Annotated in this window: 17 protein-coding genes and 1 other annotated feature; of the genes, 4 read left to right on the plus strand and 13 right to left on the minus strand. The window is 41.3% G+C overall.

Annotated elements, in window-relative coordinates; genetic code table 11:
• Positions 1-14: 14 nt before the first annotated feature.
• The 4 genes from NST24_RS13300 to zapA all read right to left on the minus strand — a co-directional run bounded on the left by NST24_RS13300 (position 15) and on the right by zapA (position 5,019).
• Positions 15-2,372: an endonuclease MutS2 gene (locus NST24_RS13300; RefSeq protein WP_024718639.1), complete on the minus strand. Its 2,358-nt coding sequence runs from the start codon at positions 2,370-2,372 to the stop codon at positions 15-17.
• Positions 2,373-2,393: 21 nt separating this feature from the next.
• Complete coding sequence (gene polX / locus NST24_RS13305) at positions 2,394-4,106, minus strand: DNA polymerase/3'-5' exonuclease PolX (protein WP_342461886.1); 1,713 nt, start codon at positions 4,104-4,106, stop codon at positions 2,394-2,396.
• Between the two features lie 114 nt (positions 4,107-4,220).
• Positions 4,221-4,754, minus strand: coding sequence for a CvpA family protein (locus NST24_RS13310; RefSeq protein ID WP_039166871.1), 534 nt, complete (start codon positions 4,752-4,754; stop codon positions 4,221-4,223).
• A 7-nt stretch (positions 4,755-4,761) separates the two neighbouring features.
• Entirely contained in the window at positions 4,762-5,019 is a 258-nt protein-coding gene (gene zapA / locus NST24_RS13315; protein ID WP_008345998.1) for a cell division protein ZapA, read from the minus strand.
• 134 nt (positions 5,020-5,153) lie between these two features.
• Here zapA and rnhC point away from each other — a divergent pair, with 134 nt between their 5' ends.
• Positions 5,154-6,077, plus strand: coding sequence for a ribonuclease HIII (gene rnhC / locus NST24_RS13320; RefSeq protein ID WP_024718641.1), 924 nt, complete (start codon positions 5,154-5,156; stop codon positions 6,075-6,077).
• 41 nt (positions 6,078-6,118) lie between these two features.
• Here rnhC and pheT read toward each other — a convergent pair whose 3' ends face one another.
• The 3 genes from pheT to NST24_RS13335 all read right to left on the minus strand — a co-directional run bounded on the left by pheT (position 6,119) and on the right by NST24_RS13335 (position 10,703).
• Complete coding sequence (pheT, locus tag NST24_RS13325; protein WP_268414460.1) at positions 6,119-8,533, minus strand: phenylalanine--tRNA ligase subunit beta; 2,415 nt, start codon at positions 8,531-8,533, stop codon at positions 6,119-6,121.
• A gap of 15 nt (positions 8,534-8,548) precedes the next feature.
• Entirely contained in the window at positions 8,549-9,583 is a 1,035-nt protein-coding gene (gene pheS / locus NST24_RS13330) for a phenylalanine--tRNA ligase subunit alpha (RefSeq protein WP_041506748.1), read from the minus strand.
• Between the two features lie 376 nt (positions 9,584-9,959).
• Complete coding sequence (locus tag NST24_RS13335) at positions 9,960-10,703, minus strand: RNA methyltransferase (protein WP_007501648.1); 744 nt, start codon at positions 10,701-10,703, stop codon at positions 9,960-9,962.
• A 113-nt stretch (positions 10,704-10,816) separates the two neighbouring features.
• Here NST24_RS13335 and sspI point away from each other — a divergent pair, with 113 nt between their 5' ends.
• Positions 10,817-11,038 carry a small acid-soluble spore protein SspI gene (gene sspI / locus NST24_RS13340; RefSeq protein WP_008346010.1) on the plus strand — a complete coding sequence of 74 codons (222 nt, stop codon included), beginning with the start codon at positions 10,817-10,819 and terminating at the stop codon, positions 11,036-11,038.
• Between the two features lie 45 nt (positions 11,039-11,083).
• On the opposite strand, the gene cstA is transcribed toward sspI, so the two are convergent.
• Both cstA and NST24_RS13350 read right to left on the minus strand, forming a co-directional pair.
• Positions 11,084-12,880, minus strand: a complete 1,797-nt coding sequence (gene cstA / locus NST24_RS13345; protein ID WP_181891450.1) for a carbon starvation protein CstA — start codon at positions 12,878-12,880, stop codon at positions 11,084-11,086.
• Positions 12,881-13,229: 349 nt separating this feature from the next.
• On the minus strand, positions 13,230-14,318 hold the full coding sequence (locus NST24_RS13350; protein ID WP_017358255.1) for a M42 family metallopeptidase: 1,089 nt from the start codon (positions 14,316-14,318) through the stop codon (positions 13,230-13,232).
• 179 nt (positions 14,319-14,497) lie between these two features.
• Here NST24_RS13350 and NST24_RS13355 point away from each other — a divergent pair, with 179 nt between their 5' ends.
• The gene (locus NST24_RS13355) at positions 14,498-14,902 is read left to right on the plus strand and encodes a hypothetical protein (protein ID WP_024718647.1); all 405 of its coding nucleotides are present in this window, start codon (positions 14,498-14,500) and stop codon (positions 14,900-14,902) included.
• 17 nt (positions 14,903-14,919) lie between these two features.
• On the opposite strand, the gene NST24_RS13360 is transcribed toward NST24_RS13355, so the two are convergent.
• The 4 genes from NST24_RS13360 to infC form a co-directional block, all read right to left on the minus strand.
• A complete protein-coding gene (locus tag NST24_RS13360) occupies positions 14,920-15,186 on the minus strand; it encodes a DUF1294 domain-containing protein (RefSeq protein ID WP_138278846.1) in 267 nt (88 codons plus the stop codon).
• Between the two features lie 63 nt (positions 15,187-15,249).
• Positions 15,250-15,609 (minus strand): 50S ribosomal protein L20, encoded by a 360-nt coding sequence (rplT, locus tag NST24_RS13365; protein WP_007501659.1) that lies wholly within the window; start codon positions 15,607-15,609, stop codon positions 15,250-15,252.
• 31 nt (positions 15,610-15,640) lie between these two features.
• Positions 15,641-15,841, minus strand: coding sequence for a 50S ribosomal protein L35 (rpmI, locus tag NST24_RS13370; protein ID WP_003216324.1), 201 nt, complete (start codon positions 15,839-15,841; stop codon positions 15,641-15,643).
• A gap of 25 nt (positions 15,842-15,866) precedes the next feature.
• Entirely contained in the window at positions 15,867-16,382 is a 516-nt protein-coding gene (gene infC / locus NST24_RS13375; protein ID WP_024718649.1) for a translation initiation factor IF-3, read from the minus strand.
• Positions 16,383-16,453: 71 nt separating this feature from the next.
• Positions 16,454-16,585: a sequence feature (ribosomal protein L20 leader region), on the minus strand.
• Between the two features lie 338 nt (positions 16,586-16,923).
• Between infC and NST24_RS13380 the strand changes: the two genes are divergently transcribed.
• Complete coding sequence (locus NST24_RS13380) at positions 16,924-17,499, plus strand: DUF4352 domain-containing protein (RefSeq protein WP_039168866.1); 576 nt, start codon at positions 16,924-16,926, stop codon at positions 17,497-17,499.
• Positions 17,500-17,574 lie beyond the last annotated feature (75 nt).

The raw sequence follows: 17,574 nt of genomic DNA on the forward strand, positions 1-17,574 counted from the left end.
GCGTTTTCTCCTTTTTACTTTAATTCGACGATGGTGACGCCTGATCCTCCCTCGCCTTGTTCTCCAAAACGAGCATTTTTTACACTACGGTGCTGTTTTAATAATTCCTGGACCCCTTTTCTCAAGGCGCCAGTGCCTTTACCGTGAATGATCGACACACGCGGATAGCCAGCTAAGACGGCATCATCTAAGTATTTCTCGACTCTGCTTAAGGCATTCTCATAACGCTCTCCTCTTAAATCAAGCTCAAGTGATACATGATAGTCTTTTCCTTTGACCGCCGTGATGGCTTTCTCTTGTTTAAATTCCGGTGCTGATTTGATAAATTCCATATCTTTTTCTTTTACTTTCATTTTTAGAATGCCCATTTGGACACTCCATTCTTTGTTACCCGTTTGTTCGATGAGCGTTCCTTTTTGGCCAAACGTCAGCACTTTGACTTCATCGCCTGGCTTTAGCTGTCTTGCTGCTTTTTTCACCGGCTCTGGTTTTTTCTTACGGTCAAACTCAGGGACAGCTTCTTCAAGACGCTTTCTCGCATCAATGAGTTCATGTTCTTTGAACGAACGATGCTCACTTTTAATGGACCGAAGCTCTTGAATAATCTCTTCTGCTTCTTTTGTTGCTTGTTCAATTTTTTCTGCCGCTTTTTGTTCAGCTTCTTCCAGCAGTTTGTCCTTTTGTTCATTCCATTCAAGGATTTGTTTTTGCAATTCTTTATGGAGCTTCTCTGCTTCTTTTCTATAAAATTCCGTCTCATGCAGTTCTTCTTCTGCTTGTTTTTTGCTGTCCTCTAATGAAGCAATCATCTGATCGACTTCATTATGTTCTGCGTGCATATCTGCTTTTGCACGATCAATTAAATGATGAGGCAGTCCTAGACGCTTGGAAATTTCAAATGCATTACTTCGTCCCGGCACCCCGATGAGCAAGCGATATGTAGGGGATAAGGTTTCAATATCAAACTCTACACTCGCATTTGTGACGCCTTCTCGGTTATATCCGTATGCCTTCAGCTCAGGATAGTGAGTCGTTGCGATGACGCGCGCATTTGTTTGATGAACTTCATCTAAGATGCTCATCGCAAGTGCTGCACCTTCAGCAGGATCTGTCCCCGCACCTAATTCATCAAATAAAACAAGTGAATTAGACGTCAAATGCTTTAAGATATCCACAATATTGACCATATGAGATGAGAATGTACTCAAGCTCTGTTCAATAGACTGCTCGTCTCCAATATCAGCAAAGACTTGATCGAATACAGCCACTTCTGATCCTTCTTCGACTGGAATATGAAGACCTGCCTGCGTCATCAGCGTAAGAAGTCCGAGTGTTTTTAAAGTGACGGTCTTACCGCCTGTATTTGGACCCGTGATGACGATCGTAGAAAAATCTTTGCCTAGCTCAATATCATTTGCCACAACCTGATCTCGGGGCAATAGGGGATGTCTTGCCCGTTTTAAATAAATCTCCCCTTGATTATTCACAGTAGGTTTTGTGGCTTTTTCTGCTTTTGCATATTTGGCTTTGGCGAAAATAAAATCTAATGTCTGAAGTTCATTCACATTATGAAGCAATTCATCAATGTGCTCTGACACACTCGCTGTCAGCATTTGCAAAATCTTTTCAATCTCTTGCTTTTCTTTTAGGCGAGTTTGCTGCAAGGTGTTATTTAAATCCACGACCACTTGCGGCTCAATAAAAAGAGTTGCGCCTGAAGAAGATTGATCGTGAACAATCCCCCCATAATTCGAGCGGTACTCTTGTTTTACGGGAATGACAAACCGATCATTACGAATGGTCACAATGGTGTCTGACAGCATTTTCGAGGCAGATTGTGAACGAATCATTGATTCTAATTTATCTCGTACTTTTGATTCTAGTGATCGTAACTGCGTTCGTATGGTGCGGAGGGCTGGCGTTGCGTGATCAAGCACTTCTCCATTATCACCAATACAGCTTTCGATTTCTTTTCTCACGTCTGGCAGTAAAATCAGCGATTCTGCATATGTATGAAGACGGGGTATCTCTACTCCGTCCTCATACATAGAGGCGAGAAAGTGCTTCATGTTTTTTGTGGTATATAACAGCGCCGCAATTTCCATCAGCTCAGAAGGGCTTAATATACTGCCTATTTCTGCTCGTTTGACGCCTCGTCTAATATCCGTTAACCCGCCAAACGGCGCAGATCCTTTTAAACGAATCACATCTTGCGCTTCTGCTACCTCTTCTAGCAGATGCTGAATGCTCTCGATATCTGTGAGTGGTATTAAGTCCTGCGCTTTTTCTTTCCCTAAAGTCGAAGCAGTATAGGACATGACTTTTTCTTTTACTTTATGAAATTCTAATGATGCTAACACTTTTTGTTGCAGCATGGTCCAGCCTCCTAACGACTACCTGTCTCGCGTTAAAAACTTTTTCATCTCATTGAGTGAAAATGTATTCACGACATTTGCTTTTGGTGTCCATCCTTTTCTTGCAGCTGTGACACCGACGTCCATATGATCGAGCATAGCGATGTTGTGCGCATCTGTATTGATCATGATGTTCACACCCGCTTCGTTTGCTTTCATTAAATGCTCTGTTTTTAAATCCAGTCTTGACGGGTTGCTGTTGAGTTCCAGTGCAGTGCCCGTTTTTTTCGCAAGCTCTATGAGCTGATCAATATTTAAGGCATAGCCGTCTCGTCTACCGATCAAACGGCCAGTTGGATGGGCAATTAAATCCACATGCTGATTATTCAAGGCATTTTCTAGGCGCTCCATAATGACTTCCTCCGGCTGAGAGAAGCTAGAATGAATAGACGCAATGACAAAATCCATGTCTGCTAGAAAGTCATCATCATAATCTAACGATCCATCCGGTAGAATATCCATTTCGACCCCTTTGAAAATGTGAAATTGCTCGAATTCTTGATTCAGCTTGTCAATTTCTTTTGCTTGCAAACGCAAACGTTCTTTTGTTAAACCGTTTGCTACTTTTAAATATTGTGAGTGGTCTGTAATGGCCATGTATTCATAGCCTTTTGCGATACATGCCTCTGCCATTTCGCGAATAGAAAAAGCGCCATCACTCCATGTCGAGTGCATATGAAGATCGCCTTTGATATCTTTTCGGTCTACAAATTGCATACTTTCTTTATACGAATCAATCTCTGCTCCGGTTTCACGAATTTCTGGCGGAATGAGCGGAAGTTGGAAATGTGCATAAAAAGCGCTTTCGTCTTCAAATGTTTTCACATCCCCAGTTTCGATCGTTTCAACCCCATATTCACTAATACGCTCACCGCGCTCCTTCGCAAGCTGGCGCATACGAATGTTATGATCTTTTGAGCCAGTGAAATGGTGCAGCGTTGTTGCAAATTGGTCTGTTGTCACAAGCCGGAAATCTACACTGATTTCAAAATCAAGTGCAAGCATGACCGATACCTTCGTATCACCGCTCGCAATGACATCTTTGACATCATCAAGAGCAACAAGTTGTTCTCTCACTTGTTCAGGATTATCAGTCGCAATGATGTAATCTAAATCTTTGACCGTTTCACGCGCACGTCTTAAACTACCCGCTCTTGAAAAACGGATGATTCCCTCCATCTGTTCCAGCGCATGATCAATTCGTTCTGCCACATCTAATGCAAAACCAATTGGCAGTCGTTCTGGCTGCTTCCCTGCCTCCTCAAGAGCGGCAAGAATCTTTTCTTCTGTTTTTCTGCCAAACCCAGCAAGCGTTTGTACTTTTTCCGCTTCACATGCTTCTTTTAAAGACTGTGCATCGTGAACACCAAGCTCTTGGTAGAGCTTAGCAATCTTCTTCCCGCCGAGTCCTTGCAATTTTAAGAGCGGGACAAGTCCTTCAGGCACTTCTTTTTTTAATTGTTCGAGTGTTTCAGACTGTCCTTTTTCGATATACTCTGTGATCACAGCAAAGGTTCCTTTTCCAATGCCGGGTAATGCTAATAGGTCATCTATTTGAGAAAGACTGCGGTCATCTTGTTCCAGTGCCGCAGCTGCTTTACGAAAGGCAGAAATTTTAAAAGGATTATCTCCTTTTAGCTCCATATAAACTGCAATTGTTTCAAGAAGTTTGATAATATCTTTTTTATTCATCTCTCATCCTCCAGCCGCTTTGGCATCTTCCTATATAAATATACAAACTTTCCCTTCATCCTACAACTTTCTGTCATGGAATGAGAAAAAACTTCTCCAAGAAAGGAGAAGTTCTTAAACTCCATACGTCGACCAGAGGTCTTTGACAAGACCGGACAGGTAAGGGGTGCTATTTACGATCACATCTGCTAACATTGATTTGCTCATCATGGCTTGAAGCGCATCGACTGGAAGTAATGCAGCCACAAACAATAGAATAAACACAAATAGATAGGTTTCAAGAAATCCTAAAACAGCGCCAAGCAGTTTGTTGACCTGTTTAATCACAGGGATACTTGCAATGGTTGTGAGCAATCCGCCGATGATAGCGAGCAGGATTTTGGTCAAGATAAACAGAATGATAAACGCAATGGTATTATAATAAGCTGTTTCTAGATTCCCACTAAAGAAAGCGAGCTGCGCTTGACCGCCGCTAAAATTAGGTGCTGGAATCCACGTAAGCTGTGGTGCAAGTGACTGATAAAACATAGAAGCCACTAAAATAGAAACAACAAAGCTAATCAATTTAATAAATTGAAGAATAAACCCGCGTTTTAGACCGACAAGCGTTCCCATAAGAAGCAAAAACAAAATGATGATATCGATCACGGTAATTTCATTCCTTTTCTTTTAGATGAAGCTCTAGTTTTTCGTATTGCTCTTTTAATTTCAAGTAGTCGTGGACGACATTGACTGCTGTCAGTACAGCTAATTTGTTTATATCAAGGTATGGATTTTTTTCATTGATTTCTCTCATTTTATCATCAACAATTGAAGCAACATGTCGCATATGCATCTTCGTTTCTTGACCGATGATCGTATAGGACTGTCCGTAAATCTCAACTGTTGTTTTCGTTTTACCGCCGTCAGACAACGTTTCTCCTCCATTCCACGAGAATCCTAGTCTCTATCATAACATGTTTAGACATTGAATGGAAAGACGAGCCCTTCCCTGTTATGGTACACTTTAGAAATCAATGATATCAAGGTAAAAAGGAGTTATCCACTGTGCCCCAATCCGTCTTAAAAGCAACATCAGAAGACATGAAAAAAATGAAGAGCGTGTACGCTCAGCATTTAACTGACACTTTGCCACCAGGCGCTCTTTTTCAAGCAAAGGTTCCCGGCTGTACGATTACAGCCTACAAATCTGGAAAAGTACTGTTCCAAGGACAAAAGGCAGAAGCTGAAGCGAGTCAGTTCAACCATTTACAAACAGCTGAAACAAAAAGCAAAAAAACACCATCCATCACACAGTACAGCCCACCACCCGGCATTGCTTCCATGTCGGTTATTGGCTCAGATGAGGTCGGTACTGGCGATTATTTTGGACCCATTACGGTCTGTGCGGCTTATGTTGATTCCAGTCAGCTTGCTCTCATGAAAGAGCTCGGGGTGAAAGACTCAAAAGGACTAAAAGATCCGCAGATTATCAACATTGCCAAAGACTTGATCAAAACCATCCCCTTCAGCCTTCTCGTGCTTCGGAATGAAAAATACAATGCGATGCAGGAAAAGGGCATGAGCCAAGGGAAAATGAAGGCACTGCTTCATAACCAAGTCATCACCTCTGTGCTAGAAAAACTGGATGGCAAGAAACCAGAAGCCATTCTCATCGACCAATTTGCCGAACCAGGCATTTATTTCAGGCACCTTGCGGGGAAAAAGATCATTCGGGAGCGTACATATTTTAGTACGAAAGCAGAAGGCATCCACTTATCGGTTGCTGCAGCTTCTATTATTGCAAGATATGCTTTTTTAATTGAAATGGATAAATTATCAAAAGCAGCGGGCTTTGACATTCCAAAAGGGGCCGGTCCGCATGTTGACAAAGCGGCAGCAAAGCTGATGAAACAGCACGGCGAAGAGGCTTTACGCCAATTTACAAAACTTCATTTTGCCAACACCCAAAAAGCGAAAAAATGGTTATAATCAAAAAAGAGCTATCGCCCATAAAGCGATAGCTCTTTTTATTATCCGCGCAAGACGGCTTGATACGTATCTTCTAATGCTTTCAATACGTTTGTATGAACAGCCGTGACTTCTTCCTCGGTCAACGTTTGTTCTGGGTTTAAATATTGCAGAGAGAATGCAACAGATTTCTTGCCTTCTTCCATATGCTCACCCTCATACACATCAAAGACGGAAAGGTCTGTGAGCAATTGGCCGCCAGCTTCATAAATGACTTGCTCCAGCTGTCCGCTTGAAATATGCTGATCGACGACAAGTGCGATGTCTCTTGTCACTGCTGGGAATCTCGGAATAGCCGTATATTTCATATCCTCTGTTTCAGACGTCATCACATCTGTTAAATCAAATTCAAATACATACGTTTCTTTTAAATCTAATTCTTTTTCCACTACTGGATGAAGTGCAGCTACAAAGCCAATCACTTTTCCATTTAAATGAACATCGGCTGTACGTCCTGGGTGAAGGCCCTCACGCTCTGCTTGAACATACGTGATCTCTTCTGATACACCAAGCTTTTCAAACAGCCCTTCTGCAATACCCTTCGCTACATAAAAATCGACAGCTTTTTTCTCGCCCTGCCAAAGATTTTTATGCCAAAGACCTGTTAACGCACCTGCCACATGCTCTTTCTCAACTGGTTTTGCGCCTTCCGTTTCCGCTAAGAAAACAGAACCCGTTTCGTAAAAGGCAAAAGAATCAGCTTGTCTTGCTAAGTTATATGCGACAGAATCAAGTAAGTTCGGCAGAAGGCTTTGTCTCAGCACACTGCGTTCCTCACTCATTGGCAGGGAAAGTCTTGTTTGATAAGCTGGATTTAAAGCAAAGGCTGTGGACTTATGCTGATTCGTTAATGAATACGTAATCGCTTGAGAAAGCCCTGCGCCCTCTAAGAAACGTCTCACCTTTCTACGCTTCACTTGGTATGGCGTGAGACCGCCAACGGTACCAGCTGTCGCAGGCAGTGTAGATGGAATATTGTCGTAGCCGTATAATCTCGCGACTTCTTCAATGAGGTCCTCTTCAATCGTAATATCCATTCTGCGGGAAGGAACCGTTACGACAAGCACATCATTTGATTCACCCACAGTAAAGCCTAGTTTGTTGAAAATCTGAATCATATCTTCTTTTGAAATGCTCATGCCAAGCACCTTGTTCACACGCTCAGTTGATACGTGGATGACATTCATACTTGTTTCAAGGTGGTTTTCCTCAACTGTACCGCTTAGCACTTCACCGCCTGCATAGGTGCTGATCAATTGCGCTGCTCTTTCGGCTGCTGATTTCGTCCGCTGCGGATCGAGCCCTTTTTCAAATCGTGTGCTTGATTCACTGCGAAGCCCTAAGTCTCTAGATGCTTGACGGACGGTTTGACCGTTGAAATATGCCGCTTCTAAAAGAATCGTTGTCGTCTCATCACGCACCTCTGATTCAAAACCGCCCATGACACCTGCAACAGCATGCGCTTTTGTGCCATTTGTAATGACAAGATGCTTCGAAGACAATGTACGTTCTTGTTCATCCAGAGTTTGAATCATTTCATTTTCAGCCGCTTTACGTACGACCACCTGCTTTGAACCAAACCGGTCATAATCAAAGGCATGTAGAGGTTGACCGTATTCAAGTAAGACAAAATTCGTAATATCCACGACGTTGTTAATTGGACGGATACCTGCATTCATCAATCTTGTTTGCATCCAAAGCGGTGCTGGTCCAATCTTTACATTTTTAATGATCTTCGCTGCATAAAGTGGATTCGCTTCTTGATCCTCAATTTTAACAGAAATATAGTCTGCTGCTTTTTCAGAAGAAGTGTCATGCGCTGTATCAGGAAGCTTGATGTCTCTCCCTAAAATGGCGGCAACCTCATAAGCCACTCCTAGCATATTAAGGGCATCGGCACGGTTTGGTGTTAAGCCAAGTTCAAGTACCGCATCATCTAATTGAAGCGCTTGAAGGGCATCATCTCCTGGTTTCACGTCATTCGGGAAAACAAAGATACCTTCTGCATATTCTTTTGGTACGAGCTTGCTCTCTACGCCTAATTCTTGCAGAGAACAAATCATGCCATGAGACTCTTCACCGCGCAGTTTTGCTTTTTTAATTTTAAAGTTTCCAGGAAGGACTGCACCAACCGTTGCGACAGCCACATGCTGTCCTTTATCCACATTTGGAGCCCCGCATATAATTTGCACCGGTGCGTCTTCGCCGATATCAACAAGACATTTGTTTAATTTATCCGCATTCGGATGCTGTTCACGTTCAATGACGTGTCCAACGACAACACCTTTGATGCCTTCGCCTTTATACTCAACGGCTTCCACTTCAATTCCGCTTCTTGTGATTTTCTCTGCTAATTCATCCGGCTGAATGCCTTCTAAATCGACATAGTCCTCTAACCATTTATATGAAACAAACATGTTGATTTCCTCCTCTTAGTCCTGCTTAAATTGCTTCGTGAATCTAATATCATTTGTGTAGAAATGACGAATGTCATCTATGCCGTATTTCAGCATGGCAATACGTTCAACACCCATTCCAAAAGCAAAGCCTTGATAACTATCTGGATCAAATCCGCTCATTTTCAATACATTCGGGTGTACCATTCCTGCACCTAAAATTTCAATCCAGCCTGTTCCTTTACATACAGAACAGCCTTTCCCGCCGCATTTAAAGCATGACACATCAACTTCAACGGAAGGTTCTGTGAATGGGAAAAAGCTTGGGCGCAGTCTAATTTCACGATCTTCACCAAACATTTTTCTTGCGACTGTCTCAAGCGTTCCTTTGAGGTCACTCATGCTAATATTGTGATCGACCACAAGTCCTTCAATTTGCATGAATTGATGGGAGTGAGTGGCATCATCGCTGTCACGTCTATATACCTTACCAGGGCAGATGATTTTCACAGGGCCTTGGCCTTTATATTTCTCAAGTGTACGTGCTTGAACGGGTGATGTTTGCGTTCTCATGAGTGTGTCTTCAGTAATATAGAAGCTGTCCTGCATATCACGTGCCGGATGTTCTTTTGGAAGATTGAGCGCTTCAAAGTTATAGTAATCTGTTTCTACCTCTGGGCCCTCTTCAACGGTATAGCCCATGCCGATAAATAAATCTTCAATATCTTCTACGACAATCGTTAATGGATGTCTTGCCCCGATTTTGATCGGACTTGCTGGTAATGTGACATCAATGGTTTGAGAAGCCAGTTTCTTTTTCACTTCTTCTGCTTCTAGCTGCTCATTTTTTTCAGCAATGGCACCAGCAATCTGCTCTCTCACTTCATTTGCAAGTGCGCCCATTTTTGGTCTTTCTTCAGCGGAAAGCTTGCCCATTCCGCGCAGCACTTCTGTAATCGGACCTTTTTTCCCTAAATATTGAACACGAATATCATTGACTTCTTTGAGCGAGCTGGCTGCTTCTACCTTCGCTATCGCTTCTGTTTCAAGCTGTTTTAACGTTTCTTGCATGAGTGTTATCCTCCTTTTAATATACAAAACCGTCTGAATAAACGGGTGTTTGATTGTTTGAAGACAATAAAAAAACCCGCCCCTCCAAAAAAGAAGGGACGAGTTGTGGTCGCGGTACCACCCTTGTTAAGCACAAATATATGTGCGAATAAGCTTCATTGACATAACGGAATCAAACGAATCCGGTCCACCTTTACGCAAAACCTGCGGTCCCGGTGACAACTCCAGAGGTGAATTCCTGTTTCAGCATTCCTTAAATGCACTTTCAGTCTACGATGCATTCTCCCTATTAGGACGCTCCGTGAAACAATCTTCCTCTATCATGGTTTTTAAAATATTAGTTTCATTATAGTGAAAAATAGGACGTGTTGCAACACTATCCGCGCAAATGATAGACAAGAACCGCTGCTGCCACAGCCACATTTAATGATTCCGCTTGTCCGTACATCGGAACATATAAATTTTGATCTGTCATTTGAAGAATCTCTGGATCAATACCTGCTCCCTCGTTGCCTACAATTAACGCAAATGGACCTTCTGATGCTATGTGTCTATACTCTTTCGCATCTTTCAAAGCACTGCCATATACAGATATGCCTTGCGCCTTTAATGCTGGAATTGTCTGTTGTAGCGTTTGTTTTAAGATAGGCAGGTGAAAATGAGACCCTTGTGCTGAACGGAGCGTTTTTCCGTTAAACGCATCAACGGTTCCATCCCCTAGAATCACAGCATCAAGCCCCGCTGCATCTGCTGTCCGAATAAGTGTGCCTAAATTCCCCGGATCCTGCACTGCATCTAACAGAAGCATTCGTTCATACTTTTTCTCCTCAAATACAGGAATTGTACAAACCGCTGCGATTTGCTGAGGTGTTTCCGTTTCCGTCATCGCAGTAAAAGCCTCTTCACTTAATTCATACAACTCAATGTCAGGCTCGATATCAGCAGGGAGCATGTCAGGTGTTGTGATCATTAACTCTTTCACAACCCCGCTTTTTAATGCTTCTTCTACTAAGTGTTTTCCTTCAACAAGGAATAGCCCTGTTTTCGTTCGTTCTTTTTTTGTATGGAGCTTTTTCCATTGTTTAATGTGTGCGTTTTTAGCTGATTCTATATATTTCAAGCGACTTTAACTCCTTTAAATATCATGAATTTATTATATCTCAAGCACACTACATAATAAACCTGTCTTTGAGACAGAATAGGGCTATCACCATCAAAAAAGGAGTGTGGGCAATGGATTTTAATTTAAGAGGCGCAGTGATTCAAAACATTACTGGCCATAATCAAGAGCAGCTTGAGCATACGATTTTAGATGCGATTCAAAGTGGCGAGGAAAAAATGCTGCCAGGTCTTGGCGTTTTGTTTGAGGTGTTATGGCAAGAGGCATCAGAAGATGAAAAAAATGAAATTCTTGAAACATTAGAGCAGGGCTTAAAGCCTGAACATCAGCAATAACAAGAAGCCGGTTTGCTTATTTATGAGCAAGCCGGCTTTGTTCATTTAGCCAGTGATTGGTGTCTCCATTCGAAGAGCTGGATCGCGCCAAATCTCGATCCATTTTTTAATAGCGAACACGATAATGACAAAACCTAAAATCAGCATAATCATCGAAAGTACGGCATTCAGTACACTGTAGCCAGATGCTTCAGGATTGAGATAGACATTCGCAACCATCCAATAACCCGCATAATTCACCGTCACATATAAGTAAGCAAGTGGAATTAAACAAGTCAACATATACCGCCTTTTATCCGCAATTTTTAATACAACCGTCGCCCCAATGATTAATCCGACCGAGGCCATTAGCTGGTTTGACACGCCAAAGAGTGCCCAAATGGACCCAATGTCTCCAGAGTAAAGCAAGTATCCCCACATAAAACAAGCAAGTGCACTTGCAAAGACTGACCCTGGTACCCAGTCATTTCGTTTTAGCGGTTTATATGCTTCTCCAAAGAAGTCTTGGATCAAATATCGCGCGACACGGGTTCCTGCGTCAATCGCCGTTAAAATAAAGACGGCTTCAAACATAATCACGAATTGGAAGAAATAAGAGGCCAAATGACTAAAGAACGGAATACCCGTAAAGATGTACGCCATCCCTACAGCTAATGTAACAGCTCCACCTGTTCTTCCTTCTAAGTCAAGACCGATTTCTTTGCTTAGTTGAGGAAGATTCTCGACACTCATACCAAGCGTACGGAACACTTCAGGTGTACTATTAATTGCAAAATAATCTCCCGGATGAAGCGCAGTAGCGGCAATTAACGCCATGATTCCCACTAAACATTCTACGAGCATCGCGCCAAACGCCACCGGCTTCATATCGCTCCAACGATCTAGCATTTTTGGCGTTGTGCCAGAGCCAACAAATGCATGAAAACCAGAAATCGCACCACAAGCAATGGTAATCGAAATAAAAGGCCATACAGGTCCAGCTAAGACAGGCCCTCCTCCATTTACAAACTCCGTAAACGCCGGAAATTGGATGGTTGGATTAACCACAAAGATTCCCGCAATCAGCGCGATGAAAACACCAATTTTCATAAAACTGCTTAAATAGTCTCTTGGTGCCAAAAGCAACCAAACCGGCAGGGCCGCAGCAAAGAACGCATAGATTGGCAGGGCAAGGGCAAGCGTTTTTGTATCAAGTGTTAACAATTCTCCAAGTGCTGTTCCTTGAATATTCGGTCCAAGGAATACCCCCAACATCAGTAATATGAATCCCGCAGATGTCGCCAGCTTTAAATTGCCAGTCTTTTTATAATAAAGGCCGACTCCCATCGCTATTGGAATGGTAATACCAACTGCAAAGGTTCCCCAAGGATTTCTTTCTAAAGCATGAAGCACAACCATGGACAGTCCTGCCATTGTAATTGTAATAATAAATAACATGGCGAGCCCTGTGCAAAATCCTGCCACAGGACCAAGCTCCTCTTTCGCTACCTCGGATAGTGATTTCCCCTTTTTTCGCATCGAAGCAAACAAGACCACAAGATCATGAACAGCTCCGCCAATCACCGCTCCAATTAAGAGCCAAAGGAGACCAGGTAAATACCCAAATTGTGCGGCTAAAATCGGACCAACTAATGGACCAGCAGCGGCAATTGCAGCAAAGTGATGCCCAAATGTGACCCATTTGTTTGTTGGCACATAATCTTTCCCATCCTCGAGTGCATGAGCCGGTGTAGGATGATCATCTGTGACCTTTAATACCTTCACCATCATAAACGTGCCATAGAGGCGATAGGCAATCGCTAAAATACACATCGATCCTATCACAATTGAAACCGCATTCATTTAACCATCCCCTTTGTATAAGCAATTTGTTACAAATATAACATAAATTAAGTGATTTTTCTTTCTTTTAAAACCAAGTTGACAAATAGGAATAATTGATTTAATCTAAAATAAGCTTCACCTACTTCCATAAACTCTCTTTTGACAGAGCCTCAATTGGCTCTGTCCTTTTTATTGATTTCATCTTACATAAATACAAGATGGATCACATGTGCCTTCCTCACTAGAAAAATATCACTTCATTTACTGAAAACAGTTCTTTTGACACAACTTACATTCCAAAGTTCATTTCCTGGGAAATTCAACGCAATTAAAAAACCTTTCCCCATACTGAGGAAAGGTTTCATCATTAAGAACCGTACGTAATTTGTTCGACCGTTTTTTGATCAAGTCTTTTGATGACTTCTGTTAAAAGCTTCACCGCATTTTCATAATCATCTCGATGAATCATGGCTGCATGGGTATGAATATATCTGCTTGGAATCCCGATGGATAGTGATGGAACGCCATGACCTGTTAAGTGAATACCTCCAGCATCTGTTCCTCCACCTGGCATGGAATCATATTGATAAGGAATGTTTAATTCATCTGCAGTTTGGACAACAAAATCGCGAAGCCCTTTATGAGAAACCATGGAAGCGTCGAATACAACAATCGTTGGTCCTTTGCCAAGTTTGCTTGTTGCTTCTTTTTCAGTAATACCTGGTGTATCACCTGCTACTCCAACATCAATAGCAAATCCAATATCAGGCTGGATGGTAGCTGCAGCTGTTTTAGCTCCGCGTAAGCCAACTTCCTCTTGGACAGTTGCTACACTGTATGCAATATTTTCATGCTGAGTATCCTTTAAATTCTTCATGACATCAATCGCTACTGCACAGCCGATACGGTTGTCCCAGGCTTTTGCAAGAAGCATTTTTTCGTCATTCATTACCGTAAACTCAAAGTAAGGTACGATTTGATCTCCAGGGAGGACGCCCCATTCCATTGCCTGTTCTTTGCTCGAAGCCCCAATATCAATGAACATATCTGTGATTTCGATTGATTTCTTTCGTGCTTCTGGTGATAAGACATGTGGCGGTTTAGAACCAATCACACCTGTAATGTCTCCTTTTTTCGTCACAATGGTGACACGCTGCGCCAACATAACTTGTGACCACCAGCCACCGACCGTTTGAAAACGAATATAGCCTTTGTCATCGATTTTTGTCACCATGAATCCTACTTCATCTAAGTGACCAGCAAGCATCACTTTAGGCCCATTTGCATTTCCCTCCTTCTTAGCAATTAAGCTGCCAAGGCGGTCTGTAGAGACTTCATCCGCATATGTTTCTATGTATGACTGCATGACTTTTTTTACATCACGTTCATTTCCTGGAATCCCTTTTGCATCCGTTAGGTCTTTCAGCATAGTTAATGTTTGATCTAGTTTTGTCATTCTGTGTATCCTCCTTTTTCTTCATGGTGCATTCTTATTATACAAAACCTCTTTCGTTCAATACGATCTTTTTATGAATATTTTTTCGTTAATCGAAATATTTTTTTAAAAAAAGTTGAAACCTTTTGTCTTTCTCATTCGTAGTACATCAGATAACGGTATTGGAGGTGCATCCTGTCATGTTTGTCATCCTCATTAGACTTGCTCTTGTTGCAGTGCTTGTCTATATTTTCTACATGGCGGTAAAATTCTTCTCAAACCCGAGAAGAAAGCTGAAACAAGCACAATTAAAAGAAGGCTTTTATTTTATGGACGAACAGCAAAATGCCCGCAAAAATTTTAATTTCGTCTATAAAGGTGTCTTGTTTGAAGGGGAGAAGCATGTTCCTTCTAAGGATCATCCTCTGTTTGTCCACTCCATTTACGTTTGGACGGAGTCACCTGAGAAGCTAAATGAATTCACATTAGAAGACTTTGAAAAACTTGAGGAAAACATCATTGAACGGTATCCTCAAACAAAAATTGATTGGGATCAGCCCATCAAAAAAATCAAACAAAAAAAGGGAGCAGATACGCCGACTTAACGGCGTCTGCTCCCTTTTCAGATGAGATTGAGATAGACCAATATCACCAATTGGACAATAATTAAAGCAGGCATACCCATTTGAAAGGCAGGATGCTTTGTTTTATGACGGAAATACTGCATGCCAAGAAATGACCCAGCAGCACCAAAAAGTACTGCGGCACTCCATAAGTGCGCTTCTGATATTCTCCATTTGTGTGCTTTCGCTCGGCGTTTATCCTCTCCCATGAGACAAAACCCATAGACATTGACCAAGATGAGCAGCACGATCAGAGCGATATTCATTGATTTCACCTCACATGATGAGAAAAAAAGATCACTCCTTGGCGGAATGATCTTTTATATGACTTACTTGTCTAGTTGTGCTTTTGCAGCATCAGCAAGCTGGTTGAATGCGTTTAGGTCATTCACAGCAAGATCAGCAAGCATTTTGCGGTTTACTTCGATACCAGAAAGCTTTAAGCCATGCATTAAACGGCTGTAAGAAAGACCGTTCATACGAGCTGCAGCATTGATACGAGTAATCCATAGTTTACGGAAGTCACGTTTTTTCTGACGACGGTCACGGAAAGCGTAGTTTCCAGATTTCATCACCTGTTGGTTTGCTACTTTATATAATCTATGTTTTGAACCGAAATAACCTTTTGCTAATTTAAGAACCTTTTTACGACGCTGACGCGACACAGTTCCGCCTTTTACTCTTGGCATTGTAATTCCCTCCTATGATTCCTATTCCAGATTACTTGATGTTTGCAAGTTGTTGTTTGATACGTTTGAAATCTCCAGCACTTACGATTGCGCTCTTACGCAATTTACGTTTTTGCTTTGTAGATTTGTTAGCGAACAAGTGACTTGTGTACGCATGAGAACGTTTAAGTTTACCAGAACCTGTTTTTTTGAAACGTTTAGCAGATCCGCGGTGAGTTTTCATTTTTGGCATTGGATGTTTCCTCCCTCTGTTACTTTTACTTTTCGACTTTTGGTGCAAGCATGAGGAACATGCTGCGTCCGTCCATCTTAGGTTTTGTTTCTACTGTTGCTACTTCAGCGCAAGCTTCAGAGAAACGGTCTAACACGCGCTGTCCGATTTCTTTATGCGTAATCGCACGGCCTTTAAAGCGGATAGAAGCTTTCACTTTATCTCCCTTTTCAAGGAATTTGATTGCATTACGGAGCTTCGTGTTAAAATCATGTTCATCGATTGTCGGGCTCAACCGAACTTCTTTTAAGCTAATGATTTTTTGATTCTTACGTGCCTCTTTTTCCTTCTTCTGTTGTTCGAATCGGAACTTACCGTAGTCCATGATTCGGCAAACAGGTGGTTTTGCATTTGCAGCAACTAACACAAGGTCAAGATTGGCTTTCGTAGCAATTTCCAGAGCTTCCTGGCGGGTTTTAATCCCCAGCTGATCGCCATTTTGTCCGATCAAACGAACTTCACGCGCACGAATACCTTCATTAACTAATTGATCTTTGCTAATAGTGAGCCACCTCCATGAGATTTTGAATTGAGTTCACAATTCATTTTGACCATTTCGTTGTATGTTTTACAGGCAAACAAAAAGTGTGGGCATATAAAACACCCACACTGCGAACATTTGCATGAAAAAATAAATGTACGGTCAACCTGTCAACTACAAACATGTGTCAATCAGGTGAGAAGCGGGTGCTTCTGCTTGTGATATCTATTCAATTCGTTAACTATTCTACACAATTTTCATTTGTCCGTCAAGTAACCGAACTCTTGAAACAACTTTTTCATTTTAGCATGACGAAACGTTTTGGGCAAGACTTATTTAAAAAGAAAATAAAGTCTCTTCAATTCCTTCAATATTTCATTAACACACCGATATAAATCAAGTTGTATACACAAAATAAACAAAAATATAAATCATATTCCATATAAAAAAGGATATTATATCTATTTTTTCAAAAAAATGATTGATTTTATAATCCTTTAGACTTATCATTGGAGAAGTATTCAAATTCATTTAATAAAATAAGGAAAAGTAGGGGATTTATTTGAAAAAGTTTTTTAAGATTGGGTGTCTTAGTATCATTATTCTCATTTTGATCATTATCTTTGTATCTTGTATGGCTGGGGGCGGCAACAAAAAAGATAATACATCAAACACTGGTTCTAAAAATGCAGTAACGAGTAGCGAAAAGAAAAATAATAAAGAAAAAACGCATAAAATTGGAGATAAAGTAGCAGTCGAAGACTTTACTTATCAAGTAAACAGCGTAACAGAAGCGAAATCTTTACAAAAACAGTATATGAGTGATGTAACGACAGACGGCAAATTTGTGATTGTTGAAATAACGGTCAAAAATACAGGTAAAAAAGGTAGAATGGTAGATACTGAGATGTTCAGGTTAATTGGCAAAGACGGCACAGAATACAAATCACTTGCAACAAATAATATGTATGTAAATGATACCGATTCAAGTTTCTTCTTAAAACAAATAAATCCTAAATTATCTAAAAAAGGTAAAATTGCTTTTGAAGTTCCAAACGAAAAGAAATTCTCGCTTCAAGTCTCATCAGGACTAGGATGGACTGGCGGTAAGTATAAGACCATTGATTTATCAAAATAATGTAAGAGTGCACATTTTTGTGCACTTTTTTTATTACTAAATAAGCTATTTAAACTCTAAAACTTCTATTGTAAA

Source organism: Bacillus sp. FSL R5-0286, from assembly GCF_038593245.1.
Lineage (GTDB): Bacteria > Bacillota > Bacilli > Bacillales > Bacillaceae > Bacillus > Bacillus altitudinis.